At 68.4% G+C, this 25408-nt stretch carries 18 protein-coding genes and 6 pseudogenes; 14 read left to right on the top strand and 10 right to left on the bottom strand.

From position 1 onward, the window contains the following. Window positions 1-177 precede the first annotated feature (177 nt). Window positions 178-1554 (bottom strand): FAD-binding oxidoreductase, encoded by a 1377-nt coding sequence (locus tag ABFB10_RS03310; RefSeq protein ID WP_347165387.1) that lies wholly within the window; start codon window positions 1552-1554, stop codon window positions 178-180. 81 nt (window positions 1555-1635) lie between these two features. Here ABFB10_RS03310 and ABFB10_RS03305 point away from each other — a divergent pair. Next, a pseudogene (locus ABFB10_RS03305) lies at window positions 1636-3307 on the top strand (chloride channel protein). A 191-nt stretch (window positions 3308-3498) separates the two neighbouring features. On the opposite strand, the gene ABFB10_RS03300 reads toward ABFB10_RS03305, so the two are convergent. Further along, window positions 3499-4032 (bottom strand): MarR family winged helix-turn-helix transcriptional regulator, encoded by a 534-nt coding sequence (locus ABFB10_RS03300; RefSeq protein ID WP_347165386.1) that lies wholly within the window; start codon window positions 4030-4032, stop codon window positions 3499-3501. A gap of 195 nt (window positions 4033-4227) precedes the next feature. On the opposite strand from ABFB10_RS03300, the gene ectA reads away from it, so the two are divergent. From ectA to ABFB10_RS03275, 5 genes and pseudogenes are all read left to right on the top strand, one after another. Further along, window positions 4228-4764 carry a diaminobutyrate acetyltransferase gene (gene ectA / locus ABFB10_RS03295; protein ID WP_347165385.1) on the top strand — a complete coding sequence of 179 codons (537 nt, stop codon included), beginning with the start codon at window positions 4228-4230 and terminating at the stop codon, window positions 4762-4764. A 73-nt stretch (window positions 4765-4837) separates the two neighbouring features. After that, a pseudogene (ectB, locus tag ABFB10_RS03290) lies at window positions 4838-6112 on the top strand (diaminobutyrate--2-oxoglutarate transaminase). Between the two features lie 5 nt (window positions 6113-6117). After that, window positions 6118-6531 carry an ectoine synthase gene (locus tag ABFB10_RS03285; protein ID WP_347165384.1) on the top strand — a complete coding sequence of 138 codons (414 nt, stop codon included), beginning with the start codon at window positions 6118-6120 and terminating at the stop codon, window positions 6529-6531. Continuing rightward, window positions 6528-7991, top strand: coding sequence for an aspartate kinase (locus tag ABFB10_RS03280; RefSeq protein ID WP_347165382.1), 1464 nt, complete (start codon window positions 6528-6530; stop codon window positions 7989-7991). The genes ABFB10_RS03285 and ABFB10_RS03280 overlap by 4 nt, the downstream gene beginning before the upstream one ends. A 122-nt stretch (window positions 7992-8113) precedes the next feature. After that, the gene (locus tag ABFB10_RS03275) at window positions 8114-8710 is read left to right on the top strand and encodes a YdeI/OmpD-associated family protein (protein WP_347165381.1); all 597 of its coding nucleotides are present in this window, start codon (window positions 8114-8116) and stop codon (window positions 8708-8710) included. Window positions 8711-8905: 195 nt separating this feature from the next. Here ABFB10_RS03275 and ABFB10_RS03270 read toward each other — a convergent pair whose 3' ends face one another. From ABFB10_RS03270 to cobS, 7 genes and pseudogenes are all read right to left on the bottom strand, one after another. Further along, window positions 8906-9106, bottom strand: coding sequence for a hypothetical protein (locus ABFB10_RS03270; protein ID WP_347165380.1), 201 nt, complete (start codon window positions 9104-9106; stop codon window positions 8906-8908). Next, window positions 9054-9722 (bottom strand): SH3 domain-containing protein, encoded by a 669-nt coding sequence (locus ABFB10_RS03265; protein WP_347165379.1) that lies wholly within the window; start codon window positions 9720-9722, stop codon window positions 9054-9056. The genes ABFB10_RS03270 and ABFB10_RS03265 overlap by 53 nt, the downstream gene beginning before the upstream one ends. A 188-nt stretch (window positions 9723-9910) precedes the next feature. Next, window positions 9911-10258, bottom strand: a complete 348-nt coding sequence (locus ABFB10_RS03260) for a DUF427 domain-containing protein (protein WP_347167920.1) — start codon at window positions 10256-10258, stop codon at window positions 9911-9913. Window positions 10259-10321: 63 nt separating this feature from the next. Then, window positions 10322-12092: pseudogene (locus ABFB10_RS03255) on the bottom strand (aminopeptidase P family protein). A 251-nt stretch (window positions 12093-12343) separates the two neighbouring features. Continuing rightward, window positions 12344-14225: pseudogene (gene cobT / locus ABFB10_RS03250) on the bottom strand (cobaltochelatase subunit CobT). A gap of 47 nt (window positions 14226-14272) precedes the next feature. Next, window positions 14273-14677 (bottom strand): hypothetical protein, encoded by a 405-nt coding sequence (locus tag ABFB10_RS03245; RefSeq protein WP_347165377.1) that lies wholly within the window; start codon window positions 14675-14677, stop codon window positions 14273-14275. 249 nt (window positions 14678-14926) lie between these two features. Next, window positions 14927-15913: a cobaltochelatase subunit CobS gene (cobS, locus tag ABFB10_RS03240; protein WP_347165376.1), complete on the bottom strand. Its 987-nt coding sequence runs from the start codon at window positions 15911-15913 to the stop codon at window positions 14927-14929. 92 nt (window positions 15914-16005) lie between these two features. On the opposite strand from cobS, the gene ABFB10_RS03235 reads away from it, so the two are divergent. Both ABFB10_RS03235 and ABFB10_RS03230 read left to right on the top strand, forming a co-directional pair. Then, window positions 16006-16557 carry a sigma-70 family RNA polymerase sigma factor gene (locus ABFB10_RS03235; protein ID WP_347165374.1) on the top strand — a complete coding sequence of 184 codons (552 nt, stop codon included), beginning with the start codon at window positions 16006-16008 and terminating at the stop codon, window positions 16555-16557. A 231-nt stretch (window positions 16558-16788) separates the two neighbouring features. Then, window positions 16789-17238, top strand: coding sequence for an anti-sigma factor (locus tag ABFB10_RS03230; protein ID WP_347165373.1), 450 nt, complete (start codon window positions 16789-16791; stop codon window positions 17236-17238). 233 nt (window positions 17239-17471) lie between these two features. Here the strand turns inward: ABFB10_RS03230 and ABFB10_RS03225 are convergent, their stop codons facing one another. Next, window positions 17472-18947, bottom strand: a complete 1476-nt coding sequence (locus tag ABFB10_RS03225) for a fused MFS/spermidine synthase (protein WP_347165371.1) — start codon at window positions 18945-18947, stop codon at window positions 17472-17474. A gap of 504 nt (window positions 18948-19451) precedes the next feature. On the opposite strand from ABFB10_RS03225, the gene rpiA reads away from it, so the two are divergent. The 6 genes and pseudogenes from rpiA to ABFB10_RS03195 all read left to right on the top strand — a co-directional run bounded on the left by rpiA (window position 19452) and on the right by ABFB10_RS03195 (window position 25170). Next, window positions 19452-20234: a ribose-5-phosphate isomerase RpiA gene (rpiA, locus tag ABFB10_RS03220; RefSeq protein ID WP_347165369.1), complete on the top strand. Its 783-nt coding sequence runs from the start codon at window positions 19452-19454 to the stop codon at window positions 20232-20234. A gap of 216 nt (window positions 20235-20450) precedes the next feature. Further along, entirely contained in the window at window positions 20451-21101 is a 651-nt protein-coding gene (locus tag ABFB10_RS03215) for a M15 family metallopeptidase (protein ID WP_347165368.1), read from the top strand. 126 nt (window positions 21102-21227) lie between these two features. Next, window positions 21228-22670 (top strand): FAD-dependent oxidoreductase, encoded by a 1443-nt coding sequence (locus tag ABFB10_RS03210; RefSeq protein WP_347165367.1) that lies wholly within the window; start codon window positions 21228-21230, stop codon window positions 22668-22670. 71 nt (window positions 22671-22741) lie between these two features. Further along, window positions 22742-23925 (top strand): annotated as a pseudogene (hflK, locus tag ABFB10_RS03205) (FtsH protease activity modulator HflK). Window positions 23926-23927: 2 nt separating this feature from the next. Beyond that, window positions 23928-24978, top strand: a pseudogene (gene hflC / locus ABFB10_RS03200) (protease modulator HflC). Further along, entirely contained in the window at window positions 24979-25170 is a 192-nt protein-coding gene (locus ABFB10_RS03195) for a DUF2065 domain-containing protein (RefSeq protein ID WP_023852510.1), read from the top strand. Window positions 25171-25408 lie beyond the last annotated feature (238 nt).

Here is a 25408-nt window from a genome sequence, read left to right as displayed (position 1 = left end):
TCGTCATGGCCTGCCTGCCGCCGAAGCGGTTTTCGAGCCCGTCTCTTCTCTGGTCCCGAAAATACCTCGGGGGTGAAGGCCGGTCCGCGCAGCGGCGCTCTGTCCGCTGGACAGAGCGCGGCCTGAACGGGGCAGAGCCCCGATCCGCCGGTCAGGCCGGGCGCAGGTCCCTGCCGCTCACTGCGTCGGCGGCACCAGCTTGCCCGGGTTCATGATCCCCAGCGGGTCGAGCGCCTTCTTCAGCTCGCCCATGACGTCCCAGCCCTCGCCGTGTTCGGCGCGCATGAAGGCGGTCTTGCCCATGCCCACGCCATGCTCTCCGGTCGAGGTTCCGCCCAGCCGCAGCGCCCGTTCCGACATGCGCGCCGACAGCGCCTTGGCCTCTGTCAGGTCCTCGGGGCGCTCCGGGTCGATCAGCAGGATGGCGTGGAAATTGCCGTCGCCCACATGGCCGAGGATCGGGCCGGGGATGCCGCTGGCGGCAATGTCGGCCTGCGTTTCCTCGACCGCGCGGGCCAGTTGCGAGATCGGCACGCAGATATCCGTCACCACCGCCCGGGCGCCGGGGCGCGAGGCGAGGATGGCGTAATAGCCGTTGTGGCGCATCGACCAGAGCGCGCGGCGTTCCTCTTCGCGGGCGGACCAGCGGAAGGGGCTTGCGCCGTGATCCGCCACGATCTCGGCGAAACGTTCGGCATCCTGCGCGGCGCTTTCGGGGCTGCCGTGGAATTCCACCATCAGGTGCGGCGCGGCGGCCATGTCGGTGCCGGCATAGGCGTTGAAGGCCTGCGCCGTGGCGGCGTCGGCGAATTCGATCCGGGCCATGGGAATGCCCATCTGGATCGTCTCGGTCACCGCCGCCACGGCGCTGTTCATGTCGGGGAAGGCGCAGATGCCCGCCGTCGTCGCCTCGGGGATGCCGTGCAGGCGCAGGGTCAGCCGCGTCACCAGCCCCAGCGTGCCCTCCGAGCCGAGAAACAGCGCCGTCAGGTCGTAGCCCGCGGCGGACTTGCGCGCCCGGCTGCCGGTCTGGATCACCCGGCCATCGGCCAGCACCACCTCCAGCCCCATGACATTGTCGCGCATCGAGCCGTAGCGCACCGTCGTCGTGCCCGAGGCGCGGGTCATCGCCATGCCGCCCAGCGAGGCATTGGCGCCGGGATCGACCGGGAAGAACAGGCCGGTGGCGCGCAGGTCTTCGTTCAGGGCCTCGCGGGTCACGCCGGGCTCGACCTCGACGTCCATGTCGGCGGCGCGGATGTCCAGCACACGGTTCATGCGGCTGAAATCCACCACCACGCCGCCCTGCACGGCCAGCCCGTGCCCCTCCAGCGAGGTTCCGGCGCCCCAGCCGATCACCGGCACCCGTTCGGCGGCGCAGATGCGCGCGATGCCCTGCACCTCGGCGGTGCTTTCGGGATAGGCGACCGCATCGGGCGGCATGTCGGGAAAATAGGACTCGGACTTGCCATGTGCGGCAAGATCGGCTTTGGACAGGCCAAGGCGCGGGCCGAGAAGCTCTTGCAAGAGGCGGATTGCCTGCTCTGTGGCCATCGGGATCTCCGGTAAAGACGTCCCGGCCACATTAACCACTGCCCGCACCGGGCGAAAGTCACGGGATCGGAGGACGCGCCCATGCCGAGGCATCTGCGCCAGCAGATCGACGAGACCAGGCGCCGCTGTGCCGAAGGCTGGGATCTGCTGCGGCACAAGGGCCCCAGCCAGATACAATTCTGGTTCATCGCGCTGCTTCTGGGGGTGGCCTCGGGCCTCGCCGCCATCGCCTTTCGCGGGGCGGTGGAATGGCTGGAGGCGACCGTCTACGGCACCGACAACGTCAACACCCTGCACAGCTTTGCCGAAGAGCTGCCGTGGCTCTGGGTGCTGCTGATCCCCGTCTTAGGCGGAATCGCGGTGGGCGTCATCCTGCATGTCTTCACGCCGGACGGGCGGGTGCGCTCGGTCCCGGACGTGATCGAGGGTGCGGCGCTGAACGACGGGCGGGTCGAAAAGAGGGCGGGGCTTGCCTCGGTCCTGTGTTCGTGGATCACCCTGTCGACCGGCGGCTCCACCGGGCGCGAGGGGCCGGTGGTGCATATCGCCGCGCTGGCCTCGAGCTGGGTGGCGAACCTTCTTCGGGTCGATGGCATCACCGGGCGCGACCTGCTGGGCTGCGCGGTGGCGGGCGCGGTCTCGGCCTCGTTCAACGCACCCATCGCCGGGGCGCTCTTTGCGCTGGAGGTCGTGCTGCGGCACTTTGCGCTGCACGCTTTCGCGCCCATCGTGGTGGCCAGCGCCGCCGGGACGGTGATCAACCGGCTGGTCTATGGCGACGTTACGGAATTCACCCTGCCGGGCACCACCACCGTCGAGTTCTACCCGGAACTGCCGGCCTTCTTCCTGCTGGGGCTGGTCTGCGGGATCGTCGCCGTCATCATGATGCGGACGATCTTCTTCGCGGACGACCTCGGAGACCAACCTGCAACGGCGCCTTGGGCTGCCTTCCTGGCTGCGGCCTGCGCTGGCGGGCTGCCTGCTGGGCGGGCTGGCGATCCTCTTTCCGCATATCATCGGGGTCGGCTACGAGACGACCTCGCGCGCGCTGACCGGCAGCATGGGGCTGGGCGACGCGGTGATGTTCGCCGTCATCAAGGTGGCGGCGGTCTCGATCACCGTGGCGGGGCGCATGGGTGGCGGGATGTTCTCGCCCTCGCTGATGGTTGGCGCCCTGACCGGGCTGGCCTTCGGCCATATCGCCACGGGGGTCGTCCCCGAGATGTCCTCGGCCTTCACGCTTTACGCGCTGGCCGGCATGGGCGGGGTCGCGGCGGCGGTGCTGGGCGCGCCGATCTCGACCACGCTGATCGTCTTCGAGCTGACCGGGGACTGGCAGACCGGGCTGGCGGTCATGGTCTCGGTCTCGATGTCGACGGCGCTGGCCAGCCGGGCGGTGAACCGGTCGTATTTCCTGACCCAGCTGGAGCGCCGCAACGTGCGCCTGTCGGCGGGACCGCAAAGCTACCTGCTGGCGATGTTCCGGGTGCAGGGGGTGATGCGCAAGCCCACCGACAAGGGGGCGGCGGATGAAGAGACCTGTCTGGAGATGATCGAGCAGGGGCTTTTCGTGCAGGCCAGCGCCACGCTGGAAACCGCCTTGCCGCGCTTTGACCGGTCCGGCGTCGCCTTCCTGCCGGTGGTGACGATGCAGGATGACGAGCCGGTCCTGCAGGGGGCGCTGTTCCATGTCGATGCGCTGAAGGCCTACAACCGCGCGCTGGCGGCGACGGCGGCGGAGGAGCATCGGTAGGGCAGGGGCCTGACGGACGGGACGGTGGCGGCCGTTGGACCGCCGGGGGCTCTGCCCCCGGACCCCCGAGGGTATTTGGAAGACCAGAGAAGACAGGGGGGCTTTGGCGGCGCGGGTCGCACGGGGCCTGTCGGCGCTGGCGGGTTTTGGCGGAGGGGTGGGGCGCGCCGGGGCCCGCCGGAGACCGGAGCCTAGTGGCTGGTCTTGCCGGTGTGGATGTCGCCGATGGTCAGCACCGGCGAGGCGTCGAGTTCATGCGCGTCCAGCATCGCGGCCACGCGTTCCAGCGCGCCGACGAGCATGGCCTGTTCCCAGTCGGCCAGCTTCTCGAACTCTTTCACGTAGCGTTGCTGCAGGGCGTCGGGGGCCTCTTCCACGGCGGCCTGTCCGTCGGGTGTCAGCACGACGTCGGTCTGCCTGCGGTCCTCCGCGTTCCGGTGCCGGGTCGCGAAGCCGCGGTCGACCAGCTTGTCGACCAGCGCCGTCACGGTGGCCTGGCTGACGCCCATCTGCTTGGCCAGCGCCTTGGGCTGCGTGCTGCCGCCCTTGGCCGCGACGATCTGAAGGACCCGCAGCTGTGCAGGCGTCAGCCCGGCGGCCTGTGCAAGGTCGCGGGCATAGAGCTCTGTCGAACGCAGGATGCGCCGCAGGGCAATCAGGCTTTCATCGGTGCGATCCACGGCCATCTCCGGATTGATCGCCTTTGTCGCATGGTTCAGGCGCATGCTCCAGACTCCTTTTGGCGTAAACTCGCTTATAGCAGGCTAAGCGATGCGGGTCCATTTCATTAGGGTTTACCAGTCCGATATCGCCCTGTGAAATATGGACCATGGCGCAAGAAAAGGAAAAATATACTTAGACGGTTGAAACAAAATCGCGGTTGGATTACTTAGGCTATCGAACAGTCAAGGAGCCATACCATGCCTAAGGACGTCTCTGACCCCGAGACTAGGGTGCCCCTGTTGCGCAAGCCGCGCAGCACCGATGGGGCCGCAATCTGGGAGCTGGTGCGCAACTGCCCGCCGCTCGATCAAAATTCCATGTACGCGAACCTGATCCAGGCCGACCATTTCCGCGACACCTGCGTGGTGGCGGAGCTGGACGGCGAGATCGTCGGCTGGATCTCCGGCCACATGATCCCCGGTCAGGATGCGTTTTTCGTCTGGCAGGTTGCAGTGGGCGAGAAGGCCCGCGGGATGGGTCTGGGCAAGAAGATGCTGGTGCATCTCGTCCGCCGCCCCGAGTGCATCACCGCCGAGACGCTGAAGACCACCATCACCGAGAGCAACAAGGCCTCCTGGGGCATGTTCCGCAGCTTTGCGCGCAGCATCGGCGGGGCCCTTTGGGACCGCCCGCATTTCGAAGAGCACGACCATTTCGACGGCGCCGCCGCCACCGAGCATATGGTCACGATCACGCTGCCCGAGCACCGCAGCCAGCTGCGCTCTGTCGCCTGATCGCCTGACACGTCGAATTCCCGAACAGTCAATCTTGATGATACGCCCCCAGGCGGGGCGGAAAGGACATCTTATGTCTACCGACAACACCATTTTCGAACGCCGCGAAAGCGAAGCCCGCTCTTACTGCCGCTCTTTCCCGACGCGCTTCACCCGGGCCAGGGGTCCGAGATGTGGGACGCCGAGGGCAATCGCTACATCGACTTCCTCGCGGGGTGTTCCTCGCTGAACTACGGCCATAACGATCCCGACATGCAGGCCGCGCTGGTGGCGCATATCCAGGCGGATGGCATCACCCACGGTCTGGACATGTTCACCGACAGCAAGGCCGCCTTCCTGACGGCCTTCGAAGAGATCGTGCTGAAGCCGCGCGGCATGGACCACAAGGTCATGATGACCGGCCCGACCGGCACCAATGCCGTCGAGGCGGCGCTGAAGCTGGCCCGCAAGGTCACCGACCGCAAGAATGTCATCGCCTTCACCAACGGCTTTCACGGCATGACCATGGGCGCCCTCGCGGCGACCGGCAACGCCGGCAAGCGCGCCGGGGCGGGCACCGATCTGGAGGGCGTCACGCGCATGCCCTTCGAGGGCGCGCTGGAAGGCGTCGACAGCCTCAGCTACCTTGAGCAGATGTTGTCGAATCCGTCCTCGGGCATCGACGCCCCCGCCGCCTTCCTGATCGAACCGATCCAGGGCGAGGGCGGCCTGAATGCCGCGTCGAAGGAATTCCTTCAGGGCCTCCAGCGCCTTGCCGGGGAACACGGCGCGCTGCTGATCCTCGACGACATCCAGGCGGGCTGCGGTACGCGCGGGCACCTTCTTTTCCTTCGAGGAGATGGGCGTGACGCCGGACCTGATCCCGATGGCGAAGTCCTTCAGCGGCATGGGCCTGCCCTTCGCGGCCCTGCTGATGAAGCCGGAGCTGGATATCTGGGGCCCGGCAGAGCACAACGGCACCTTCCGCGGCAATACCCATGCCTTCGTCACCGCCCGCGTGGCGCTGGAGAAGTTCTGGAAGGACGACGCCTTCCAGCGCGAACTGGCCGAGAAGGCGCTGTTGCTGACCACCGGCCTGCAGGCGGTCGCGGACGAGATCCCGGGCGCCACCCTGAAAGGCCGCGGCCTGATGCAGGGTGTCGACGTGGGCTCTGGCGCACTGGCGGGCGCGATCTGCGCGCGCTGCTTCGAGGCCGGCCTGATCATCGAAACCTCGGGCGCCGAGGACGAGGTCGTGAAGGTGCTTGCGCCCCTGACCACCAGCCCCGCGCTGATGGAAGAGGGCCTTGGCATCCTTCTCGACGCGACGCGCGCCCTGACCGACAACAACAAGATTGCAGCGGAGTAACACCCATGATTGTCCGTGATTTCAACGAGATCGTAAAAAACGAGCGGGACCGCGTGGTCTCTGACGCCAAGTGGTCCAGCGTGCGCATGCTGCTGGCGGATGATGGAATGGGCTTTTCCTTCCACATCACCTTCCTCGAGGAAGGCAGCGAGCACACCTTCGAGTACAAGAACCACTTCGAAAGCGTCTACTGCATGCAGGGCAAGGGCTCGATCACCGACCTGGCCACCGGCGAGACGCATGAGATCAAGCCCGGCGTGATGTATGCGCTGGACAAGCACGACCGCCACATCCTGCGGGCCGAGGAAGAGCTGGTCATGGCCTGCTGCTTCAACCCGCCGGTGACCGGCACCGAGGTGCACCGCGAGGACGGCTCTTACGCCGCGCCCGGGGAGGTCACCGAGGAGGTGTCCGCATGACCCATACGGTCGAGAAAATCGGCGGGACAACCATGTCCCGCGTGAATGAACTGCGCGACACGCTGTTCATCGGCGACAAGGAAAACCCCTACGGGCGCATCTTCGTGGTCTCTGCCTTCGGCGGGATCACCAACCTGCTGCTGGAACACAAGAAGACCGGCAAGCAGGGCGTCTATGCCGCCTTTGCCGATGCCGACAGCGATCAGGGCTGGCACGATGCCCTGCACGCGGTGTCCGAGGCCATGGTCGAGGCGCATGAGGCGGTCCTTGACCACCCGGGCGACCGCGATCAGGCTCGCGTCTTCGTGCGCGAACGCATCGACGGCGCCCGCAACTGCCTGATCGACCTGCAACGGCTCTGTGCCTACGGCCACTTCCGGCTGTCCGAGCACATGTTGCAGATCCGCGAATTGCTCAGCGGTCTGGGCGAGGCGCATTCCGCCTTCGTCACCACGCTTCTGCTGCAGCGGGCCGGTGTGAATGCCCGGCTGGTGGATCTGTCGGGCTGGCGCGACGAGGGCAACGTGACCCTTGACGAGCGTATCCTGACCGCCATGGAGGGCATCGACCCGGCGACGGAAATGCCCATCGTGACCGGCTATGCGCAATGCGCCGAAGGCCTGATGCGCGAGTTCGACCGGGGCTACTCCGAGGTGACCTTTTCGAAGCTTGCCGCCCTCACCGGGGCGCGCGAGGCGATCATACACAAGGAGTTCCACCTGTCCTCCGCCGACCCGAACCTTGTCGGGCAGGACGCGGTGCGCAAGCTGGGCCGGACCAACTACGACGTGGCCGACCAGCTGTCGAACCTTGGGATGGAGGCGATCCACCCCAAGGCGGCCAAGACCCTGCGTCAGGCCGAGGTGCCGCTGCGCGTGACCAATGCCTTCGAGCCGGAGGACCCGGGCACGCTGATCGACGACCAGCCCGCCGATGCGGCAGAGGTCGAGATCGTGACCGGCCTCGACGTGGTGGCGCTGGAGGTCTTCGAGCAGGACATGGTCGGGGTGAAGGGCTATGACGCCGCCATCCTCGACGTGCTGACGCGCCACGAGGTGCGGATCGTGTCCAAGGTGTCCAATGCCAACACCATCACCCATTACGTCGACACCTCGCTGAAGACGCTGCGCCGGGTCGAGCGGGACATCAAGAAACTGTACCCCTCTGCCGACGTGATGCTGCGGACGCTGGGCATGGCCGCTGTCGTGGGTCGTGACCTGCGCGGGCTGTCGGTGCTGCAACGGGGCCTTCAGGCCATCGCGGATGCCGGCATGGCCAGCGTCGGCGCCAGCCAGGGGCCGCGCAATGTGGATGTGCAGTTCATCATGGAGCGCGACGACCTCGCCCCCGCGATCAAGGCCCTGCACAAGGCCTTCATCGAAGAGGACAGCAAGCAGATCTCCCTCGGCGGCCTGACGCCGCCGGGGAAGGGTTTGGCCGGTGCGGCTCGCCGGTCATGACAGCCGGTCCGGCGGGATGGGGTTCCTGACTGTTCCCCTGCCCGCCGGGCCGGTTTGTCGTTTTTTTCCGATGGACATGTGCCGCGTTCAGGGTGACCCTGCGCCAAAGTCGGGAGGGATGGATGAGCGACGCGCGGAACGATGCCGAAAAGATCGAGGCCTTTTACGCCAAGGACGGGGCATGGGCGGCAGAGATGCGGGCCCTGCGCGCGCTGCTGCTGGATTGCGGCCTGAGCGAGGAACGCAAGTGGCGCCAGCCCTGCTACACGGCCCATGGCGGCAATATCGCGATGCCCGCCGCCTTCAAGGACTCCTGCCGCCTGACCTTCTTCAAGGGTGTGCTGCTGAAGGACCCGGAAGGGATCCTGTCTCCGGTCGGAGAGAACGCGCGCTCTGCCTGCGCGGCGCGGTTCACCGGCCTGGACCAGATCGGCGCGGTCGAAGACACCCTTCGGAACTATGTCGCAGAGGCCGTGGCGCTGCAAAAGGCGGGGGCGAAGGTGGTCTTCGAGAAGGACGATCTGGACGCACCGGAAGAGCTGAGCCGGGTGCTCGACGGCGATCCGGCGCTGGCAGAGGCCTTCGCGGCGCTGACACCGGGCCGGAAGCGCAGCTATTACCTGCATGTCGGCCAGGCAAAGCAGTCGGACACGCGGCTGGCCCGGATCGAAAAGGCGCGCGATCACATCCTTGCCGGGAAGAACTTTCAGGGGCGGTAAGGGGGAGGGCGCCGGTTCGCGGGCCAGCGTCAGTAGGCGCCAGCCGACCGCGTCGATGCCCGCGCTACGCCGGGGGCGCTGCTGCCGCAGGTCGTGCCTTCGCGCCCCCCGACAGCCTGCCCCGAATGGGCGCGGCGCCAAGGGGAAGGGCGCCCCGCCCTGCGGGACACCCTCCGGTCACTGCTCCAATTCCTGTCACTGGGTCTGGATCAGGCCCCGGGCGATGCAGTTGGCGAGGCCGCTGCCTTCACGCCCGGCGCAGCGCATCAGCAGCTCGGGCAGGGCGTCGACCGGGTCGCGGAAGGTGCGGCGGTTGTCGCGCTCCGCCTCGCGCCAGCCATTGTCATGCCCGTTGCGCCAGCCATTGCCGTTGCCGCGGCTCGTTCTGCCAGCCATTGCCGTGGCCATTGCGCCAGCCGTCGTCGCGCCGCGGGGCGGGGCGGAAACCCGGCTGGATATGGTTGGGGTTGGGGTCGAAGCCCCCGGCGGTCCGGTTCGGCTGACGCGCGCGGGGTTTCTCTGTCGAGAGATACCCGCCGTGGGCCCAGCCGACCTTGCCGTTGGACAGGCGCAGCAGGCGCCAGTCGCCAGTGCGGCCCAGTTCCTCGACCCGGTCGCCCTGCGCCATGGTCAGCAGCACCGCATTGCCGGTGCCGGGCCCGCTGCGCAGGTTCAGCCCGCCGTAGCCGGGCGCATCGACGTAGAGGGCGGGCAGCCGATCGGCCGTGTCGGCGCCGGGATCGCGCCCGGGGCGGCGGGGCTGTTCTTCGGCCCAGGTGGTCAGGTAGCGCGACGCGGCCCAGCCCGTCCGGCCGGTTTCGTGGCGCAGTTGCGCCCAGTCGCCCCGCTTGCGGAGGATCTCGACCTCGGTGCCGTGCGGCATCTGGTACTGCACGCCGTAGCTGGTCGAGGGGCCGGAGCGCAGGTTGAGGTATCCGTCTCTCGGCGTGTTCACGAAAAGCGTGGTGGCATGGGCGGCGCCCGCCAGCAGCAGCACGGAGAGAAAGGTCATTAGGCGAAGCATGTGGCAGCTCCCTTGGTGTCGTTCTGATGGCACCAAACTGGGGGCTATGCGGGCTGCTATGCAATATCAGCCGGGGTGTCAGGCAATGACAGGCTGGGAAATCAGCGGTTTACCGCGTGTTGTGCGGAAATGAACAGGCGGGCCCCGCAGGCCCGCCAGAGGTTTGCATGCGCTGTTCAGACCTGCTCGACGGCGACCCCGTCCTGCACGTCGAAGGCCAGGTGTCCCTTGATTGCGGCCACCACGTCCTTGGGGGCCTCATAGCTCCAGGCCGCGTTTTCATAGGTGCGCGACTTGGACATGATCGAGAAATAGCTGGCCTCGCCCTTGTGCGGGCAGGTGGTGCGGTGGTCGGTGACGTCCAGAAAGGCCATGCCGATGTCTTCGCGCGGGAAGTAGATGACCGGCGGCAGATCGCCCTCGACCAGTTCCAGCGCGCGGCTTGTTTCCCCCAGAACCGCGCCGCCGGCGCGGACCACCCAGGTGCCCACGGCAGGTGTTACGGTGATCGTCTTGGTCGTCATCATTGTTGTCTCCCCTCGTCTCGTTATTCCCCTGCTTGGCACAGGGTGTGTGAATTTTCCATGTCAGACCGGCCTGCACGCAAGGGCCAACCACGCCCCTGCGACATCGTCGACCTGCGGGCCGACGCGGGCCAGCACCTCGGCGTGATAGCCGTTCAGCCAGTCGCGCTCTGCCGTGGTCAGCAGATCGGCATCCACCAGTCTTGTGTCGATCGGCACCCAGGTCAGGGTCTCGAACTCCAGCAGGGCCTTGACGGTCTGGCCGGGCAGGGCAGGTGCCTCGCGCACGGCGATCAGGTTCTCGATCTCGGATGCCGAAGGCGCCCTCGCGGTAGAAGCCCGGCTCGTTCGACAGGATCATGCCCGGCTCCAGCGGTACAGTGCCGGTGCGGGCGATCCGGGCCGGGCCTTCGTGGACCGAAAGATACGCGCCGACACCATGACCGGTGCCGTGGCCGTAGTCCAGCCCCGCCTGCCACAGGGCGGCGCGGGCGAAGGGGTCGACGTCGCGTCCCGCCAGCCCGCGCGGGAAGCGCAGGCGCGACACCGCGATCATGCCCTGCAACACGCGGGTGAAGGCGGCGCGTTCCTCGGCGCCGGGCTGGCCGATGGCGATGGTGCGGGTGATGTCGGTGGTGCCGTCGACATATTGCCCGCCGCTGTCGACCAGCAGAAGCTCTCCGTCGCCGACGCGGCGGTTGGTCTTTTCGGTCACGCGGTAATGCACGATGGCGCCGTTCGGACCGGCGCCCGAGATCGTCTCGAAAGAGATGTCGCGCAGGGCATTGGTGCCGCGCCGCTCGGCCTCGAGCCGCTTGACCACGTCGATCTCTGTCAGCGAGCCCGGGGCCTGCGCGTCGAGCCATGCGAGGAAACGCACCATGGCGGCGGCGTCGCGCAGATGGGCGGCGCGGCTGCCGTCCAGTTCTGCGGCGTTCTTCACCGCCTTGGGCAGCAGGCAGGGGTCCGGCGCCTCGACCGGGGCTGTCGCCAGCGCCCGGGCCAGGATCACCGGGCAGGACGCGGGGTCGATCTGCACCGGCCCCTCAAGCGCGGCAAGGTCGCCGGTCAGGGCCTCGGGCGGCCGGATCCGCACCTGCGGCCCGAGATGGTCGCCAAGCCCGGCCAGCTTGGCCTCGGCCATGTAGAGCGTCACGGTCGCATCGCCGTGCAGCACGGCAAAGCCATGCGGCACGGGATTGCGCGGGATGTCGGCGCCACGGATGTTCAGCAGCCAGGCAATGCTGTCGGGCAGGGTGATCAGCGCGGCCTCTGCCGTCAGCGTCTTGGCCAGCCGGGCAATCTTGTCGCCATGCGGCTCTCCGGCCAGGTCGACGGGCTGGGCAAAGACCGGCGCCGCCGGGGCGGCGGGCTGATCGGTCCAGATCGCGTCGACGAGGTTCTCGCAGGGGTCGAACCGCAGGGTCTTGCAGCGCTCCGTCAGCGCGCGGTGCTGGTCCACCGTCAGCAGCCAGGGGTCGAAACCGACCACCCCCTCGGGCAGGGCCGCGCCGATCCAGTCGGCCAGCGCGGTCTCGGGCCAGTCGACCTTCTCGAAATCCTCGGCCACCTGAGCGCGCACCTGCACCGTATAGCGGCCATCGGCAAAGACCGCCGCGCGGTCCTTCAACGCCACGCACCAGCCTGCCGAGCCGGTGAAGCCGGTCAGCCAGGCCAGCCGCGCGTCGCGGTCGGCGACATATTCACCCTGATGGGCATCGGCGCGCGGCACGAGGAAGCCGTCCAGCCCCCGGGTCTCCATGGCGGCGCGCAGGGCCTTCAGGCGCGGCGGCCCCTGCTCGGGAGAGGCGCTTTCTTCGAATGTCTGGAACATGCAGGTCTCCTTTGCGCGCAGATTAGTCACAGGCGACGGGGTGACAAGACCCGCGGACCGGAGGGCCCGAGGACCGAGCACCGCGCCGGGGCGCGTCGCTGGCGGGCATGGGGGAAACAGGCCAAGGGCCCCCGGCCCGGAGGTCGGGCCGAAACCGGCCCAGTGGCGCAATCGCGACCGGTCGGGCCGGACAGGGGCCGGACCGGGGCCTGTGACCGGCGCGCAACCGGTCGGGCCGGGGGCGGGGAGTCTCAGGCGCTGCGCCTCATGCCCATCACCCGGGCGCGCTTGCGCGGATCGCTGTCGAAGAGGCTGGCCAGCTGTTCGGTCATCGCCCCGGCCAGTTGCTCGACATCGGTGATGGTCACGGCGCGGTCGTAGTAGCGCGTCACGTCATGGCCGATGCCAATGGCCAGCAGCTCGACCTGCTTGCGCTTCTCGACCATGGCGATCACGTCACGCAGGTGCTTTTCTAGGTAGTTGGCCGGGTTCACCGACAGCGTCGAATCGTCCACCGGGGCGCCGTCCGAGATCACCATCAGGATCTTGCGCGCCTCCGGGCGTCCCACCATCCGGCGGTGTGCCCATTCCAGCGCCTCGCCGTCGATGTTCTCTTTCAGCAGGCCCTCTTTCATCATCAGGCCAAGGTTGGCCCGCGTGCGCCGCCACGGCGCGTCGGCCTGCTTGTAGACGATGTGGCGCAGGTCGTTCAGCCGTCCCGGAAGCTGCTCGCGCCCCTCGTTCAGCCATGTCTCGCGCGCCTGTCCGCCCTTCCACGCGCGGGTGGTGAAGCCGAGGATCTCGACCTTGACCGAGCAGCGTTCCAGCGTGCGCGCCAGAACGTCGGCGCAGATCGCGGCGATGGAAATCGAGCCGCCCGCGCATCGAGCCCGAGTTGTCCAGAAGCAGCGTCACCACGGTGTCGCGGAATTCCATGTCCTTCTCGACCTTGAAGGACAGCGGCGTCGTCGGGTTCGCCACCACGCGCGCCAGACGGCCCGCATCCAGCACGCCCTCTTCCTTGTCGAACTCCCAGCTGCGGTTCTGCTGCGCCTGAAGGCGGCGCTGCAGTTTGTTCGCCAGACGGCTGACGGCGCCCTTCAGCGGTTCCAGCTGCTGGTCGAGATAGGCGCGCAGGCGCTCCAGCTCGGCGGCTTCGGCCAGTTCCTCGGCGGCGATCTCCTCGTCGTGCTCGGTGGAGTAGACGATGTAATCGGGGTCGGCCTCGGACACGGGCTGCGGCGCGGGCGGCTCCAGCGGGGCCTCGCCGTCGGGCATCTCTGCCTCTTCGCCAAGCTCCTGATCGGCCATGTCATCCATCGAGACCTGCGCCTGCGAGGGATCCTGAGTCTGGTCCTGCGACTGCTCGGGCGTGGCGTCGGCCTCTTCGCCCTCGTCCTCGTCGTTGCCGGTGCTGTCGGGCTGCTGATCGTCCTGATCGCCGTCTTCCTGCCCCTCGTCCTCGGCCTCGTCGTCCAGCTGGTCGGGGTCCTCGCCGATCTGGTCGCCATAGCCCAGGTCGGTGATCATCTGCCGCGCGAAGCGGGCGAAAGAGGCCTGATCGGACAGCGTTTTGTCGAGGTTCTCCAGCGTCCCGCCGGCCTGATTGTCCATGAAGTCGCGCCACAGGTTCATCACGTTCGCGGCCTCGGGCGGCAGGTCGCGACCGGTGGACAGGTGGCGGATCAGGTAGCCCGCGGCCTGCGCCAGCGGCGCCTCGGCCTTGTCGGTGATCTGGCCGTAGCCCCGGCGCTGCGCCTCATGCGCGATCTTGGCGTCGACGTTGCCGGCGGTGCCGGGCATGTCGCGGGCGCCCATCGCCTCGCAGCGGGCGGTTTCCATCGCCTCGTAGATGTCGCGCGCCATCTCGCCCTGCGGCAGGTAGCGGCTGTGGGTCGCGCCGTCGTGGTAGCGGCGATAGAGCGCCAGCGCATCCGCCGTGCCGCGCGCCAGCAGCACCTCGTCGCGGGTCATGCGGCGGCTGACCTGCGGCAGGCGCATGGCATCGCCGGACATGCCCGCGGGATCGACCGAGTAGCTGACCGTGATCTCGGGATCGTCGGCCATGACCTTGGTGGCCTCGGCGAGGGCCTTCTTGAAGGGATCGGCGGGGTTGTCGGACGGCTTGTTCATGCCTGACGATAAAGCACTCTCGCGCGGGCGCGGCAAGGGGCCTCCGGTCAGGCCAGCAGAAGCGCGGCGCAGGGGGCCATGGCCCGCCGGGCGGCGGCATGGGCGCGGCGCTGCTGGTCGGGTTCGGTGTGGAAACTGGCCAGGTTCAAAAGCCGTGCCTGCGCGGCCTTGGCGGCGATGCGGGCCTGCAGAAGCGCCGGTCCCGAAAGCCCCTGAGCCACGGCCTGCGGCTGCAGCGCCTCCAGCAGGTCGACGAAGACCGCGCGGCGGTCGCGGGCCTCGGCGCCGTCCTGGCCCATCAGCCAGGCATGCTCCATCGTGGCCGAGTAGCGCCCGGCACAGGCGGCGAAGAGCAGGGCGCGGTCAGAGGCGATCTCGGGCAGGGCGCGGGCGGGCAGGGCCGCGGATGCGACAAGAAGGCCGAGGCAGAGAAGTGTTTTCAGAACGCCCATGATGACGACAATAACACGGATTTGCCGGTCAAGAATTGTGCGTTGTGAAAACTTTTGCGGAATCGATGTGGCGCGCCCCCCGCGCCGGGGCGCAGCGGGGCGGCCAGAGGCGGCAAAGCCTCGGCGTATCGGTGTCGGCTGGGGCGCAATCCGTCTGGCCCATGGCCCGGTGGGCGGGAAAGGCCCGTCGTAGGGCCTTTCTACGCGCGCCCGGCGCGCGTCAAAGCCGCTTCGAAGCGGCTTGACCCCTCAGCCCAGCGACAGGCTTGCCGCGCTTTCGGGCAGTTCCTCGTCGAAGCAGCGCTGGTAGAACTCGGCCACGGTCTGGCGCTCCAGCTCGTCGCATTTGTTCAGGAAGGACAGGCGGAAGGCATAGCCCACGTTGCGGAAGATCTCGGCGTTGTTGGCCCAGGCGATGACCGTCCGGGGCGACATCACGGTCGAGAGCTCGCCGTTCATGAAGGCGCGGCGGGTGAAGTCCGCCACGGTGACCATCTGGCGGATGGTCTTGCGGCCCTTCTCGTTGTTGTAATGCGGCGCCTTGGACAGGACGATGTTGGTCTCGGCATCGATGGAAAGGTAGTTCAGCGTCGCCACCAGGGACCAGCGGTCCATCTGGCCCTGGTTGATCTGCTGGGTGCCGTGATACAGCCCCGTCGTGTCGCCAAGGCCCACGGTGTTCGCGGTGGCGAAGATGCGGAAGTACTTGTGCGGGGTGATGACCTCGTTCTGGTCCAGCAGCGTTAGCTTGCCGTCGGTCTCCAGCACGCGCTGGATCACGAACATCACGTCGGCGCGACCGGCGTCGTATTCGTCGAAGACGATGGCGCAGGGGTTGCGCAGCGCCCGGGGCAGGATGCCTTCCTGGAACTGCGTGACCTGCTTGCCGTCCACCAGCTTGATCGCGTCCTTGCCGATCAGGTCGATGCGCGAGATATGCGAGTCGAGGTTCACCCGCACCGCCGGCCAGTTCAGCCGCGCCGCCACCTGTTCGATATGCGTCGATTTGCCGGTGCCGTGATAGCCCTGGATCATCACGCGGCGATTGTTGCGAAAGCCCGCAAGGATAGCCAGCGTCGTGTCGGGGTCGAACTTGTAGGTGCTGTCGAGATCCGGCACCCGGTCGGTGCGGTCGGGGAAACCGTGCACCACCATGTCGCTGTCGATTCCAAAGACCTCGCGGACAGAGATCTCCTCGGTCGGTTTCGCGTTGATATCGATCGTGCCGTCCGCCATGGTTGCACCGTCCTTCAGTTCAAGCTCGATTGCCTTGCAGTAGGTGCAACATATCTGGATGAGGGGCAAGGGGAAGCGGGCAAGACGACACGATGACACCTCAGGAAGAGATCGAGGCGCTGATCGCCCGCGTGGCCATGGGCCATCGCAAATCGTTTCGCGAGCTCTACGAGAGGACCTCGGCGAAACTCTTTGGCATCGCCTCGCGTGTCTTGAGGGACGAGGCCCGGGCCGAAGAGGTCCTGCAGGAGGTCTTCCTGCGGATCTGGCACCGGGCGGACAGCTACAAGGCCAATGGATACTCGCCCATGACATGGCTCATCACCATCACGCGCAACGCCGCCATAGACCGTCTGCGCCGCGCCCGGCGTGAGGGTACGGCGACCGAGCCGGTGGAGATCGCCGAACGCCTCTACGACCCGCAGCCGGGGCCAGAGGCCCGCGCGGTGGAACGCGACGAGGCGCGGGTGCTGAACGCCTGCCTCGACGAGCTGCCCGATGACCGGGCCTCGATGGTGCGGCAGGCCTACCTGCAGGGCATGACCTACGCGGAACTCTCCGAATCGACCGGGGTGAAGCTGAACACCGTGCGGACATGGCTGCGCCGCAGCCTCCTGCAGCTGCGGGAGTGCCTGAGCCGATGACCGGGAAGGACGATACCGCGCTGCCCGGCGGCTGGGAGGCCGTCGCCGCCGAATACGTGCTGGGCCTGCTGGAGCCGGGCGAACAGGCCGCCTTCGAAGCCCGTCTGGCGCGCGACCCGGACCTGCGGCAGGACGTCGCGGCCTGGTCCGAGTATTTCGCCAGCTTCACCGACGCGATTCCAGAGCTGACCCCGCCTCCCGCCGTGATCCGCCGCATCGAGGCCGAGGCCTATGGCGACACGCGGCTGCCGGTCTGGCGCCAGCTTCTGCCCTACCTCGGCGGCGCCATGGCCGGGGCGGCCCTGTCCTCGGGCGGTCTTCGTGTCGGGTGTGCTGGAAACGCCCCGCCCCGAAATCCTCGCCTCGCTCGAGCCGGTGTCGGGCACGCTGGCCTTCGACGTGCGCATCGACCCGCCGACCCACACGGTCGCCGTCGACCACCGCGGCGGCGATCTGCCCGAGGGCCGCGTGCTGCAACTCTGGCTGATCCCGGAGGGCGAACAGCCGATCTCGCTGGGGGTCATGTCGCCGGGGGGCGATCACATCGTGGTGCTCTCGGACGAGATGGCCGCCCGGGTTCCGGGCGCCACCCTCGCCGTCTCGGACGAGCCCGAGGGCGGCTCGCCCACCGGCCTGCCCACGGGCGCGGTCCGGGCGGCAGGCATCCCGATCCCGCTCTGAGGCGCGGGCGCCGGTCACCCGTATCCCGGCAGGCGTCAGGCCTTTCCTGTCTCCACATGCGCCCGCAGGCCTGCCCGCGACCGCGCCCCGGGACGCGAAAGCCCCTGCTTCTTTGGTCTTCCAAGTACCTCGGGGGTCCGGGGGCAGAGCCCCCGGCGGATCGGCCGGCGCAGGCCGGACGACCCGGACGCTCCCCTCTGCTGATCCGTCTCCGGGGATCGGTGTGGCTCAGGTCAGTCCCGCGCGCCCACCAGCCGGTCGATGGGTGCGAAATCGTCGGTCAGCACCATGGCCTCCGCCGCCAGCCGGTCGACGAAGCCGGGCCCCAGCGCCGCGAAGGTGGTGCGCTCCGGCGCGGGCACGGCAAAGCTGTCGGTCGCCGTGGGGCTGTGCCCTGCGGCGATAACCATGACCACGCGCTCCCCCGGGGCGGGCCGCCGCGCCTCGGTCCAGACCTCGACCACCGGGAAATGCCGCCGCAGGGTCGCCACAAGGCTGCCCGTCGCCTGCATCCGGTCGGCGTAGTCGATCACGTTCATCAGGTAGCTGCCGCCGGGCGTCAGCCGCCCGGCCACCAGCGCAAAGAATTCCGAGGTCACAAGGTGTTGCGGCACGGCGGTATCGGTGAAGGCGTCCCCGATGATCACGTCGTAGCGTACAAGTGACAGCAGCAGCGCGCGGCGGGCGTCCTCGTGCAGGATGGTGGCGCTGGCGGGGTCGAACCAGAAATCGCGCTCTGCCAGCGCCGTCACCGCCGGGTCGATCTCGGCGACCGTCACAGGGCCGCTGCCCCGGGCCGCGAAGGCGCGGGGCAGGGCGTAGTTGCCGCCGCCGATGTGAAAGCTGGAAAACCCGGGCTGTGGGGCGCGCAGCCGGGAAAGGGCGTCCAGCATGGCGGTGTGCAAGGTGAACATGACCTCGGGCGCATCCCGGGCCGAGATGCCGTGCACGAGGTGGTCGATCACCATGGCCCGTGTCGGTCGGGTGGGATCGGCGGCGACATCGATGGATTGCAGGCAGAAGTAGCGGCTTTCCACCGTGCAGGGGCCGGGCCGCGCCGCCAGCAGGCCCGCCGCGACCGCCAGCGCCACCAGCGCCATGACCGGCGCCGCGCTCAGCCGCCGCGCCAGCCACAGGCACAGCGCCGCCGCGCAAAGGTAGACACCCGTGACCGCCGCCAGCGTCCAGGCGCTGCCCAGCCACGAGATGAAGACGAATCCCGCCAGCAGCGTGCCGGCAATGGCGCCCACGGCACCGGCTGCGAACATCGCCCCCAGCGCGCGTCCCTGTCCCTGCGGCGCGGCCAGAGAGACCTGCGTCAGCACCGGTGCCGGGATCCCGGCAAAGAGCGAGGGCAGGAAGAAGGCCGCCAGCGTCAGCGCGGTGATCGCGCCCACCGGGTTGCCGATCTCCATCAGCAGGGGCGCCGAGGCGCGCAGCGCCACCCCGGCCAGCGCGGTGCTGACTGCCGCCGCCACCAGCCCCCAGCCGGTCAGCGCCAGCCCGCGCGGGTGCTCGGCCAGCCGTCCGCCGATCCAGTGGCCCACGGAAAAGCCCGCCAGCACCACCGCGATGACCGAGGTCCAGGTATACAGCGACATGCCCACGTAGGGGGCCAGCATCCGGCCCGCCACGATCTCGACCACCAGCGAGGCCGCCGAAACGGCGGCTTGCAGCGTGACCAGTAGCCAGAGCGGGGCAGGGCGCATGGGGGCCTCTCAATCGTGAAGGCGCGCCTGTCCTTGGCGCGGCATCCCAACCCATCGGCCCGGCACGGGACCGGAAGGCGGGGCGCGCGCCATGTTGCGGGCGGGCGCGGTGGAGGCAAGCCCGAATGTCGCGCTGTCGCCCCTCGCGCCCGTTGTCCTGCCCGCATGGCCCGGCCCGGAACCGGCGCGCGGGCTGCCCCCATCGTGCGGTTGGGCGCGGCAGTCGCGGGCCCGCGTATCGCCATCGCGGCCTGCGCCCCGACACCCCCGCCTCCGCGCGTCCCGTACGCGGGCGGTGCTTGCCCGCCCCGATGCGGGGGCCAGCAGCAACCGCGCCATCCCGGTTTGCGCCCGGGTCCGGGCCGTCCGCCCCCTCCGCGCGGCGGACAGGCGACTGGCTGGCCGCGATCCGGGCATGGGATGAAATCTCGCCTTTGCCTCTCGCGCCGCGACGCCTGCCGCCCTATAAGGGCGCGACGTCTGCCGCACCTGAAGGGGATACCAATGTCCGGAGAGCTCTCGCCCATCGACAAGGCCAAGTTCGTTGCCGCCAAGCGCGCGGCGGAATTCGTGGAAAGCGGGATGCGCGTGGGCCTTGGCACCGGCTCCACCGCCGCCTGGCTGGTGCGCTGCCCGGGCGAGAAGGTCCGCGAGGAGGGGCTGCGCTTTCGCGGTGTGCCGACCTCGACCCGCACCGCCGATCTGGCCCGCGAGGTGGGCATCGAGGTGATCTCTCTCGACGAGGCCAAGTGGCTGGATATCACCATCGACGGCGCCGACGAATTCGACAGCGACCTCAGCCTGATCAAGGGTGGCGGCGGCGCGCTGTTGCAGGAAAAGATCGTGGCCACGGCCTCGGACCAGATGGTGGTGATCGCCGATGCGGCCAAGGAGGTCGAGAGCCTCGGCAACTTCCCCCTGCCGGTCGAGGTCATTCCCTTCGGCTGGCAGACCTCGCAGGCGCTGATCGAAGAGATGCTTGTGTCCATGGACGTGATGGGCCGCAAGGCGACCCTGCGCATGAACGGCGAGCGGCCCTATGTGACCGACGAGGGCAACCACATCCTCGACCTGCACCTGGGCCGGATCGGCAATGCGCGCCAGCTGGCCATGGTGCTGAACCAGGTGCCGGGCGTGGTCGAGAACGGGTTGTTCATCGACATCTGCGATCAGGTGGTGATCGGCTTCGGCGATGGCCGGGTCGAGACGCGCGACATCAACGCGGGCACCGTCAGCGAAGAGCGTCTGGATTTCGTCGAGGACGAGAACCTGTTCCGCGACGTCTGACCGGATCGGGTTCGGGCGGCCCGGTGTCCGCCCGTCCTGTGCAACGGCGGGTGGTGCCTGCCGCGCCCGCCCCCAGCCCTTGCGGCGTCATCCTGACTTGGCCCCGCGTGGCTTGCAGGGGGCCGTCGGTCTGTCCTCCGGAATTCCCGCCTTGACGGGGCTGGCCCCGATGCGGCCAGATTTGCGCGACTGGTTTTCAGCCGGAAAGGCGATCCCATGCCGCTGCGACCCTTGCCCTGCGCCGCGATGCTGGCCCTGCTGGCCTCTGCCTTGCCCGCACAGGAGCCGCGCGGGCGGGCCGAGCCGATCCCCGATGCGCTCTGGCAGAGGATGCAGGGCGTGTCCCGGCACCCGGGCCTGGGCTGTGCGGGGCGCGCGGAGCTGCGGCTTCTGACGATCCCGCATCACGATTTCACCGGCGACCGGCGCTTGGGCCATCTGGTCGCCGCCGCGACAGAGGCCGAGACCCTGCTGGACGTCTTCGCCGCGCTGTATCAGGCGGGCTACCCGATCCAGCAGATGCGTCCCGTGCACGAATTCGGCGGCAGGGACGCGCTGTCGATGGCGGCGAACAACACCTCGGCCTTCAACTGTCGCAGGGTGGGGGGCGGCACGCGGCTGTCGGATCACGCCTTCGGCACCGCCGTCGACATCAACCCGGTGCAGAACCCCTACGTGACGCGGGGCGGCACCGCCCCGGCGGCGGGCGTCGACTTCGACCAGCCGGCGGAGCGCGGCGCCGGGGTGCCCGGCGTCATCCGCGAGGGCGACGCGGTGGTGCGCGCCTTCGCCGCGCGCGGCTGGGGCTGGGGCGGCACATGGCGCAGCGCGAAGGACTACCAGCACTTCTCGCGCAGCGGGCGCTGAGGCGGCGCGGCGGCGTCCCCGGAACCGGTTCCGGCGGGGTGTCCGCGGCCACGGGTGGTCTGGCCAAGCCCGGCGGGCTGTGAAATACCTCCTGCGGGACATGAGGCACGAGGCACGAGGCACCCCATGAGCGACTTCGACTACGATCTCTTCGTCATCGGTGGCGGATCCGGCGGCGTCCGCGCCGCGCGCGTTGCAGCCGGAGAGACCGGCGCGAAGGTGGCTCTGGCCGAGGAAAGCCGCTACGGCGGCACTTGCGTCATCCGGGGCTGCGTGCCGAAGAAACTGATGGTCTTCGCCTCGGAATACGCCGGGATGCCCGCCGCGGCCCGCGCCAACGGCTGGGACATCCCCGACGGCACCTTCGACTGGTCGGTATTCCGGGGCAAGCTGCACGCCGAGCTCGACCGTCTCGAAGGCATCTACCGCAAGCTTCTGGCCGGGTCGGGGGTCGAGACCTTCGATGCCCGCGCGACGCTGAAGGATGCGCATACGGTGGAGCTGTCGACCGGCGAGACGAAGACCGCGAAGCATATCCTGATCGCCACCGGCGGGCGCCCGGTGCGACCGGATGCCGAGAACGCGAACCTTGGTCTGGTCTCTGACGACATCTTCGACCTGCCCGGGCTGCCGAAGTCGGTCCTGATCGTCGGCGGCGGCTATATCGCCTGCGAATTCGCCTGCATTCTCAACGGGCTGGGCGTCGAGGTCACGCAGTTCTACCGGGGCGCGCAGATCCTGCGCGGCTTTGACGACGAGGCGCGCGGCCTGATCGCCGAGCAGATGAAGGCCAGCGGCATCGACCTGCATCTGGGCACCGAGATCGTCGAGATGTGCCGCGAGGCGGATCTTGACGAAACCCGCGATGCGCCTGTCGAGGCGCGCGACTTCGCCGCCGCCGCCGAGGCACCCTCGGGGCCGGACGGGCAGCCGATCAGCGTCAAGTCCACCAGCGGCCAGCGCCGCAGCTTCGACGCGGTGTTCTTCGCCACCGGGCGGCGCCCGAATACCGACGGCCTGGGGCTGGAGGCGCTGGGGATCGAGGTCGGGCGCGACGGGGCGATCCCGGTCGACGACTACAGCCAGACCGCCGTGCCTTCGGTCTATGCCATCGGGGATGTGACCAACCGCGTGAACCTGACGCCGGTGGCGATCCGCGAGGGCATGGCCTTCGTCGAGACCGTCTTCAAGGGCAACCCGACGCCCGTGGATCACGAGCTGATCCCCTCGGCGGTCTTCACCCAGCCGGAATTCGGCAGCATCGGCCAGACCGAGGAAGAGGCCCGCGACAAGGGCCCGATCGAGGTCTATTGCACCTCCTTCAGCCCCATGCAGTCGGCCTTTGCCGAGCGCAGCGACCGGGTGCTGATGAAGCTGATCGTCTGCGCCGACACCCGCAGGGTGCTGGGCTGCCATATCGTCGCACCGGGGGCCGGAGAGATGATCCAGCTGGCCGGGATCGCCGTAAAGATGGGTGCGACAAAGGAAGACTTCGACCGGACGGTGGCGGTGCATCCGACCATGTCCGAGGAAATCGTGACCATGCGCACGCCGATGCGAAAATCGTGATACGCTTGATTTGCGCGCGGTGATGCACAGGTACAGACCATCAAGAATGAATACAGGAAGGACCGGACTTCATGGCAGGTAACAGCGGCGGCCCCTGGGGGGGCGGCGGTGGCGGAAGCCGAGGGCGGCGGCGGCGGCAACAACGGACGCCCGCCCAGTTCAGGCGGGGGCGGCGGTGGCCGCCGGCCCGAGGACAGCCAGATCCCCGAGATCGACGAGCTGATGAAGAAGGGGCAGGAACGCCTGCGCGTTCTCATGGGCGGCCGCGGCGGCGACAATGGCGCGCGCCGGAATGGCGGCGACGGCATGGGCGGCGGCGGCTTCGGCAAGGGCACCGTCATGCTGGGGCTTCTGGGCCTCGTTGCGCTCTGGGCCTATGGCAGCTTCTACACCGTACGGCCCGAAGAGCAGTCGGTTGAGCTGTTCCTTGGCGAATATTCGTCGACCGGCAACCCGGGTCTGAACTTCGCGCCCTGGCCGGTTGTGACCTACGAGGTCGTGAACGTGACCTCGGAACGCACCGAGACCATCGGCGGCGGCCGCGCCACCGACGGCGGGCTGATGCTGACCACGGACGCCAATATCGTCGACATCGATTTCCAGGTGGTCTGGAACATCTCGGACCCGGCGAAACTGCTGTTCAACATCCGCGACCCGCAGCTGACCGTTCAGGCGGCGTCTGAATCGGTCATGCGCGAGATCATCGCCGCCTCGAACCTCGCGCCGATCCTCAACCGCGACCGTGGTCTGATCGCGGACAGCGCGCGTGAGCAGATCCGAGGCGACGCTGGACGAATACGACAGCGGCATCAACATCGTCCGGGTCAACCTCGACACCGCCGATCCGCCTTCCGAGGTCATCGACGCCTTCCGCGCCGTTCAGGCCGCCGAGCAAGAGCGTGACCGGCTGGAGCGTCAGGCCGACGCCTATGCCAACCGCGTCGTCGCTGAGGCCCGCGGTCAGGCCGCGCAGGTGCGCGAAGAGGCCGAGGGTTACCGCGCCCAGCAGGTCAACGAAGCGCTGGGTCAGGCCGCCCGCTTCACCTCGGTCCAGCAGGAATACGCGCTGGCCCCCGAAGTGACGCGCCGCCGTCTCTACATCGAGACGATGGAGAAGGTGCTTGGCGACGTGGACAAGATGATCCTCGACGAATCCGTGGCCGGTGGCGGCGCGTCGGGTGGGGGTGTCGTGCCCTACCTGCCGCTCAACGAACTCCGCCGCCCGGCGGGCGGCGCAGCTGCGGAAGGAAACTGATCATGCGCAAGACAACCTATCTCCTTCCCGTGCTCGTCGTCGCCATCGTGGTCGTGCTGTCCTCGATCTTCGTGGTGGACGAGCGTGAAAAGGCGCTGGTGCTTCAGTTCGGCCAGATCAAGGCCGTCAAGGAAGAGCCGGGCTTGGCCTTCAAGATCCCGCTGATCCAGGAGGTCGTGCGCTACGACGACCGCATCCTGTCGCTGGATACCGACACCATCGAGGTCACGCCCGCCGACGACCGCCGCCTTGTGGTCGACGCCTTCGCCCGCTTCCGCATCGCCGACGTGGTGCAGTTCCGGCAGGCCGTGGGCATCGGCGGCGAGCGCACTGCAGAGGATCGCCTCTCGGGCATCCTCAACGCGCAGATCCGCGAAGTTCTGGGTGCCGATCAGGTCACCTCTGACCGGATCCTCTCCGAAGATCGCCGCGAGCTGATGAACCGCATCCGGGATCAGGCCCGGGCCGAAGCCCGCTCGCTGGGGCTGGACGTGGTGGACGTGCGCCTGAAGCAGACGAACCTGCCGTCGCAGAACCTCGACGCGACCTTCGACCGGATGCGCGCTGAACGCGAGCGTGAAGCGGCGGACGAGCGCGCGCGCGGTAACGAGGCGGCGCAGCGGGTGCGCGCCACTGGCGGATCGTACGGTGGTCGAGACCCTCTCGGAAGCCGAACGCGAAGCCAGCGTGATCCGTGGTGAGGCCGACGCCGAGCGCAACAGCATCTTCGCCAAGGCCTATGGCGCCGACCCCGAGTTCTTTGCCTTCTATCGCTCGCTTCAAGCCTATGAAACGGCCCTGCGCGGCGGCAATTCGTCGATGGTGATGACCCCGGACAGCCAGTTCTTCAACTACTTCCGGAACGAGAACGCGACCTCGGGCTTCACCGCCGCGGCCACGCGTATTCCCACCGCCGAGCCGGGGGAAGGACTGGACGGCGCAGCGCCCGAGTTCGCCGATCCCGAAGCCGTGGATGACGAAACGCCGGACACCCCGGCACCCGTCGACCCGGCGCCGGAGGCCGAAGGCGACGACACGGCGCCCGGCAACTAAGTGACCGGGACGGACATCTGGACGGGGATCGCCATGGTCCTCGTGATCGAGGGGCTGGTGTACGCACTGGCCCCTTCGCTTGTCGAACGCCTGCTGGAAGCCCTGCGGGCCCTGCCGGTCGACACAAGGCGGACCCTCGGTCTTGCCACTCTCGCGACCGGGCTGATCATGCTGTGGTTCCTGCGGGCGTGATCCCGCCGATCCCGATCCGGGCCGGATTAAGTTCCATCGGGATGCTCGGAAAACAGGTATGATCCTGACGGACAAGGGGCGGGGCCCACCCCGGCCAGTCACTCTCGCGTGAAGAATCGTAACTCTGTCTTTGGTGTTGCCGCCATGCACCTATCTCTGAAACACTGACTGACAGGAGGCAGGCGGTGGCGCGTTCAGACCGCCGGCTGGCAGACAAGGAGATTCAATTGAAACCGCA

The sequence above is a fragment of the Ponticoccus litoralis genome (assembly GCF_039769985.1).
Lineage (GTDB): Bacteria > Pseudomonadota > Alphaproteobacteria > Rhodobacterales > Rhodobacteraceae > Ponticoccus > Ponticoccus litoralis.
The sequence above is the reverse complement of the archived record's forward strand: the minus strand, read 5'-3'. Positions and strand labels throughout refer to the sequence as shown.

Bases quoted from the DNA above. Each gene is read 5' to 3' on its own strand.
- ABFB10_RS03310 (WP_347165387.1), bottom strand. From the start codon at position 1,554: ATGGCCACAGAGCAGGCAATCCGCCTCTTGCAAGAGCTTCTCGGCCCG.
- ABFB10_RS03300 (WP_347165386.1), bottom strand. From the start codon at position 4,032: ATGCGCCTGAACCATGCGACAAAGGCGATCAATCCGGAGATGGCCGTG.
- ectA (WP_347165385.1), top strand. From the start codon at position 4,228: ATGCCTAAGGACGTCTCTGACCCCGAGACTAGGGTGCCCCTGTTGCGC.
- ABFB10_RS03285 (WP_347165384.1), top strand. From the start codon at position 6,118: ATGATTGTCCGTGATTTCAACGAGATCGTAAAAAACGAGCGGGACCGC.
- ABFB10_RS03280 (WP_347165382.1), top strand. From the start codon at position 6,528: ATGACCCATACGGTCGAGAAAATCGGCGGGACAACCATGTCCCGCGTG.
- ABFB10_RS03275 (WP_347165381.1), top strand. From the start codon at position 8,114: ATGAGCGACGCGCGGAACGATGCCGAAAAGATCGAGGCCTTTTACGCC.
- ABFB10_RS03270 (WP_347165380.1), bottom strand. From the start codon at position 9,106: ATGGCTGGCAGAACGAGCCGCGGCAACGGCAATGGCTGGCGCAACGGG.
- ABFB10_RS03265 (WP_347165379.1), bottom strand. From the start codon at position 9,722: ATGACCTTTCTCTCCGTGCTGCTGCTGGCGGGCGCCGCCCATGCCACC.
- ABFB10_RS03260 (WP_347167920.1), bottom strand. From the start codon at position 10,258: ATGACGACCAAGACGATCACCGTAACACCTGCCGTGGGCACCTGGGTG.
- ABFB10_RS03245 (WP_347165377.1), bottom strand. From the start codon at position 14,677: ATGGGCGTTCTGAAAACACTTCTCTGCCTCGGCCTTCTTGTCGCATCC.
- cobS (WP_347165376.1), bottom strand. From the start codon at position 15,913: ATGGCGGACGGCACGATCGATATCAACGCGAAACCGACCGAGGAGATC.
- ABFB10_RS03235 (WP_347165374.1), top strand. From the start codon at position 16,006: ATGACACCTCAGGAAGAGATCGAGGCGCTGATCGCCCGCGTGGCCATG.
- ABFB10_RS03230 (WP_347165373.1), top strand. From the start codon at position 16,789: ATGGCGACACGCGGCTGCCGGTCTGGCGCCAGCTTCTGCCCTACCTCG.
- ABFB10_RS03225 (WP_347165371.1), bottom strand. From the start codon at position 18,947: ATGCGCCCTGCCCCGCTCTGGCTACTGGTCACGCTGCAAGCCGCCGTT.
- rpiA (WP_347165369.1), top strand. From the start codon at position 19,452: ATGTCCGGAGAGCTCTCGCCCATCGACAAGGCCAAGTTCGTTGCCGCC.
- ABFB10_RS03215 (WP_347165368.1), top strand. From the start codon at position 20,451: ATGCCGCTGCGACCCTTGCCCTGCGCCGCGATGCTGGCCCTGCTGGCC.
- ABFB10_RS03210 (WP_347165367.1), top strand. From the start codon at position 21,228: ATGAGCGACTTCGACTACGATCTCTTCGTCATCGGTGGCGGATCCGGC.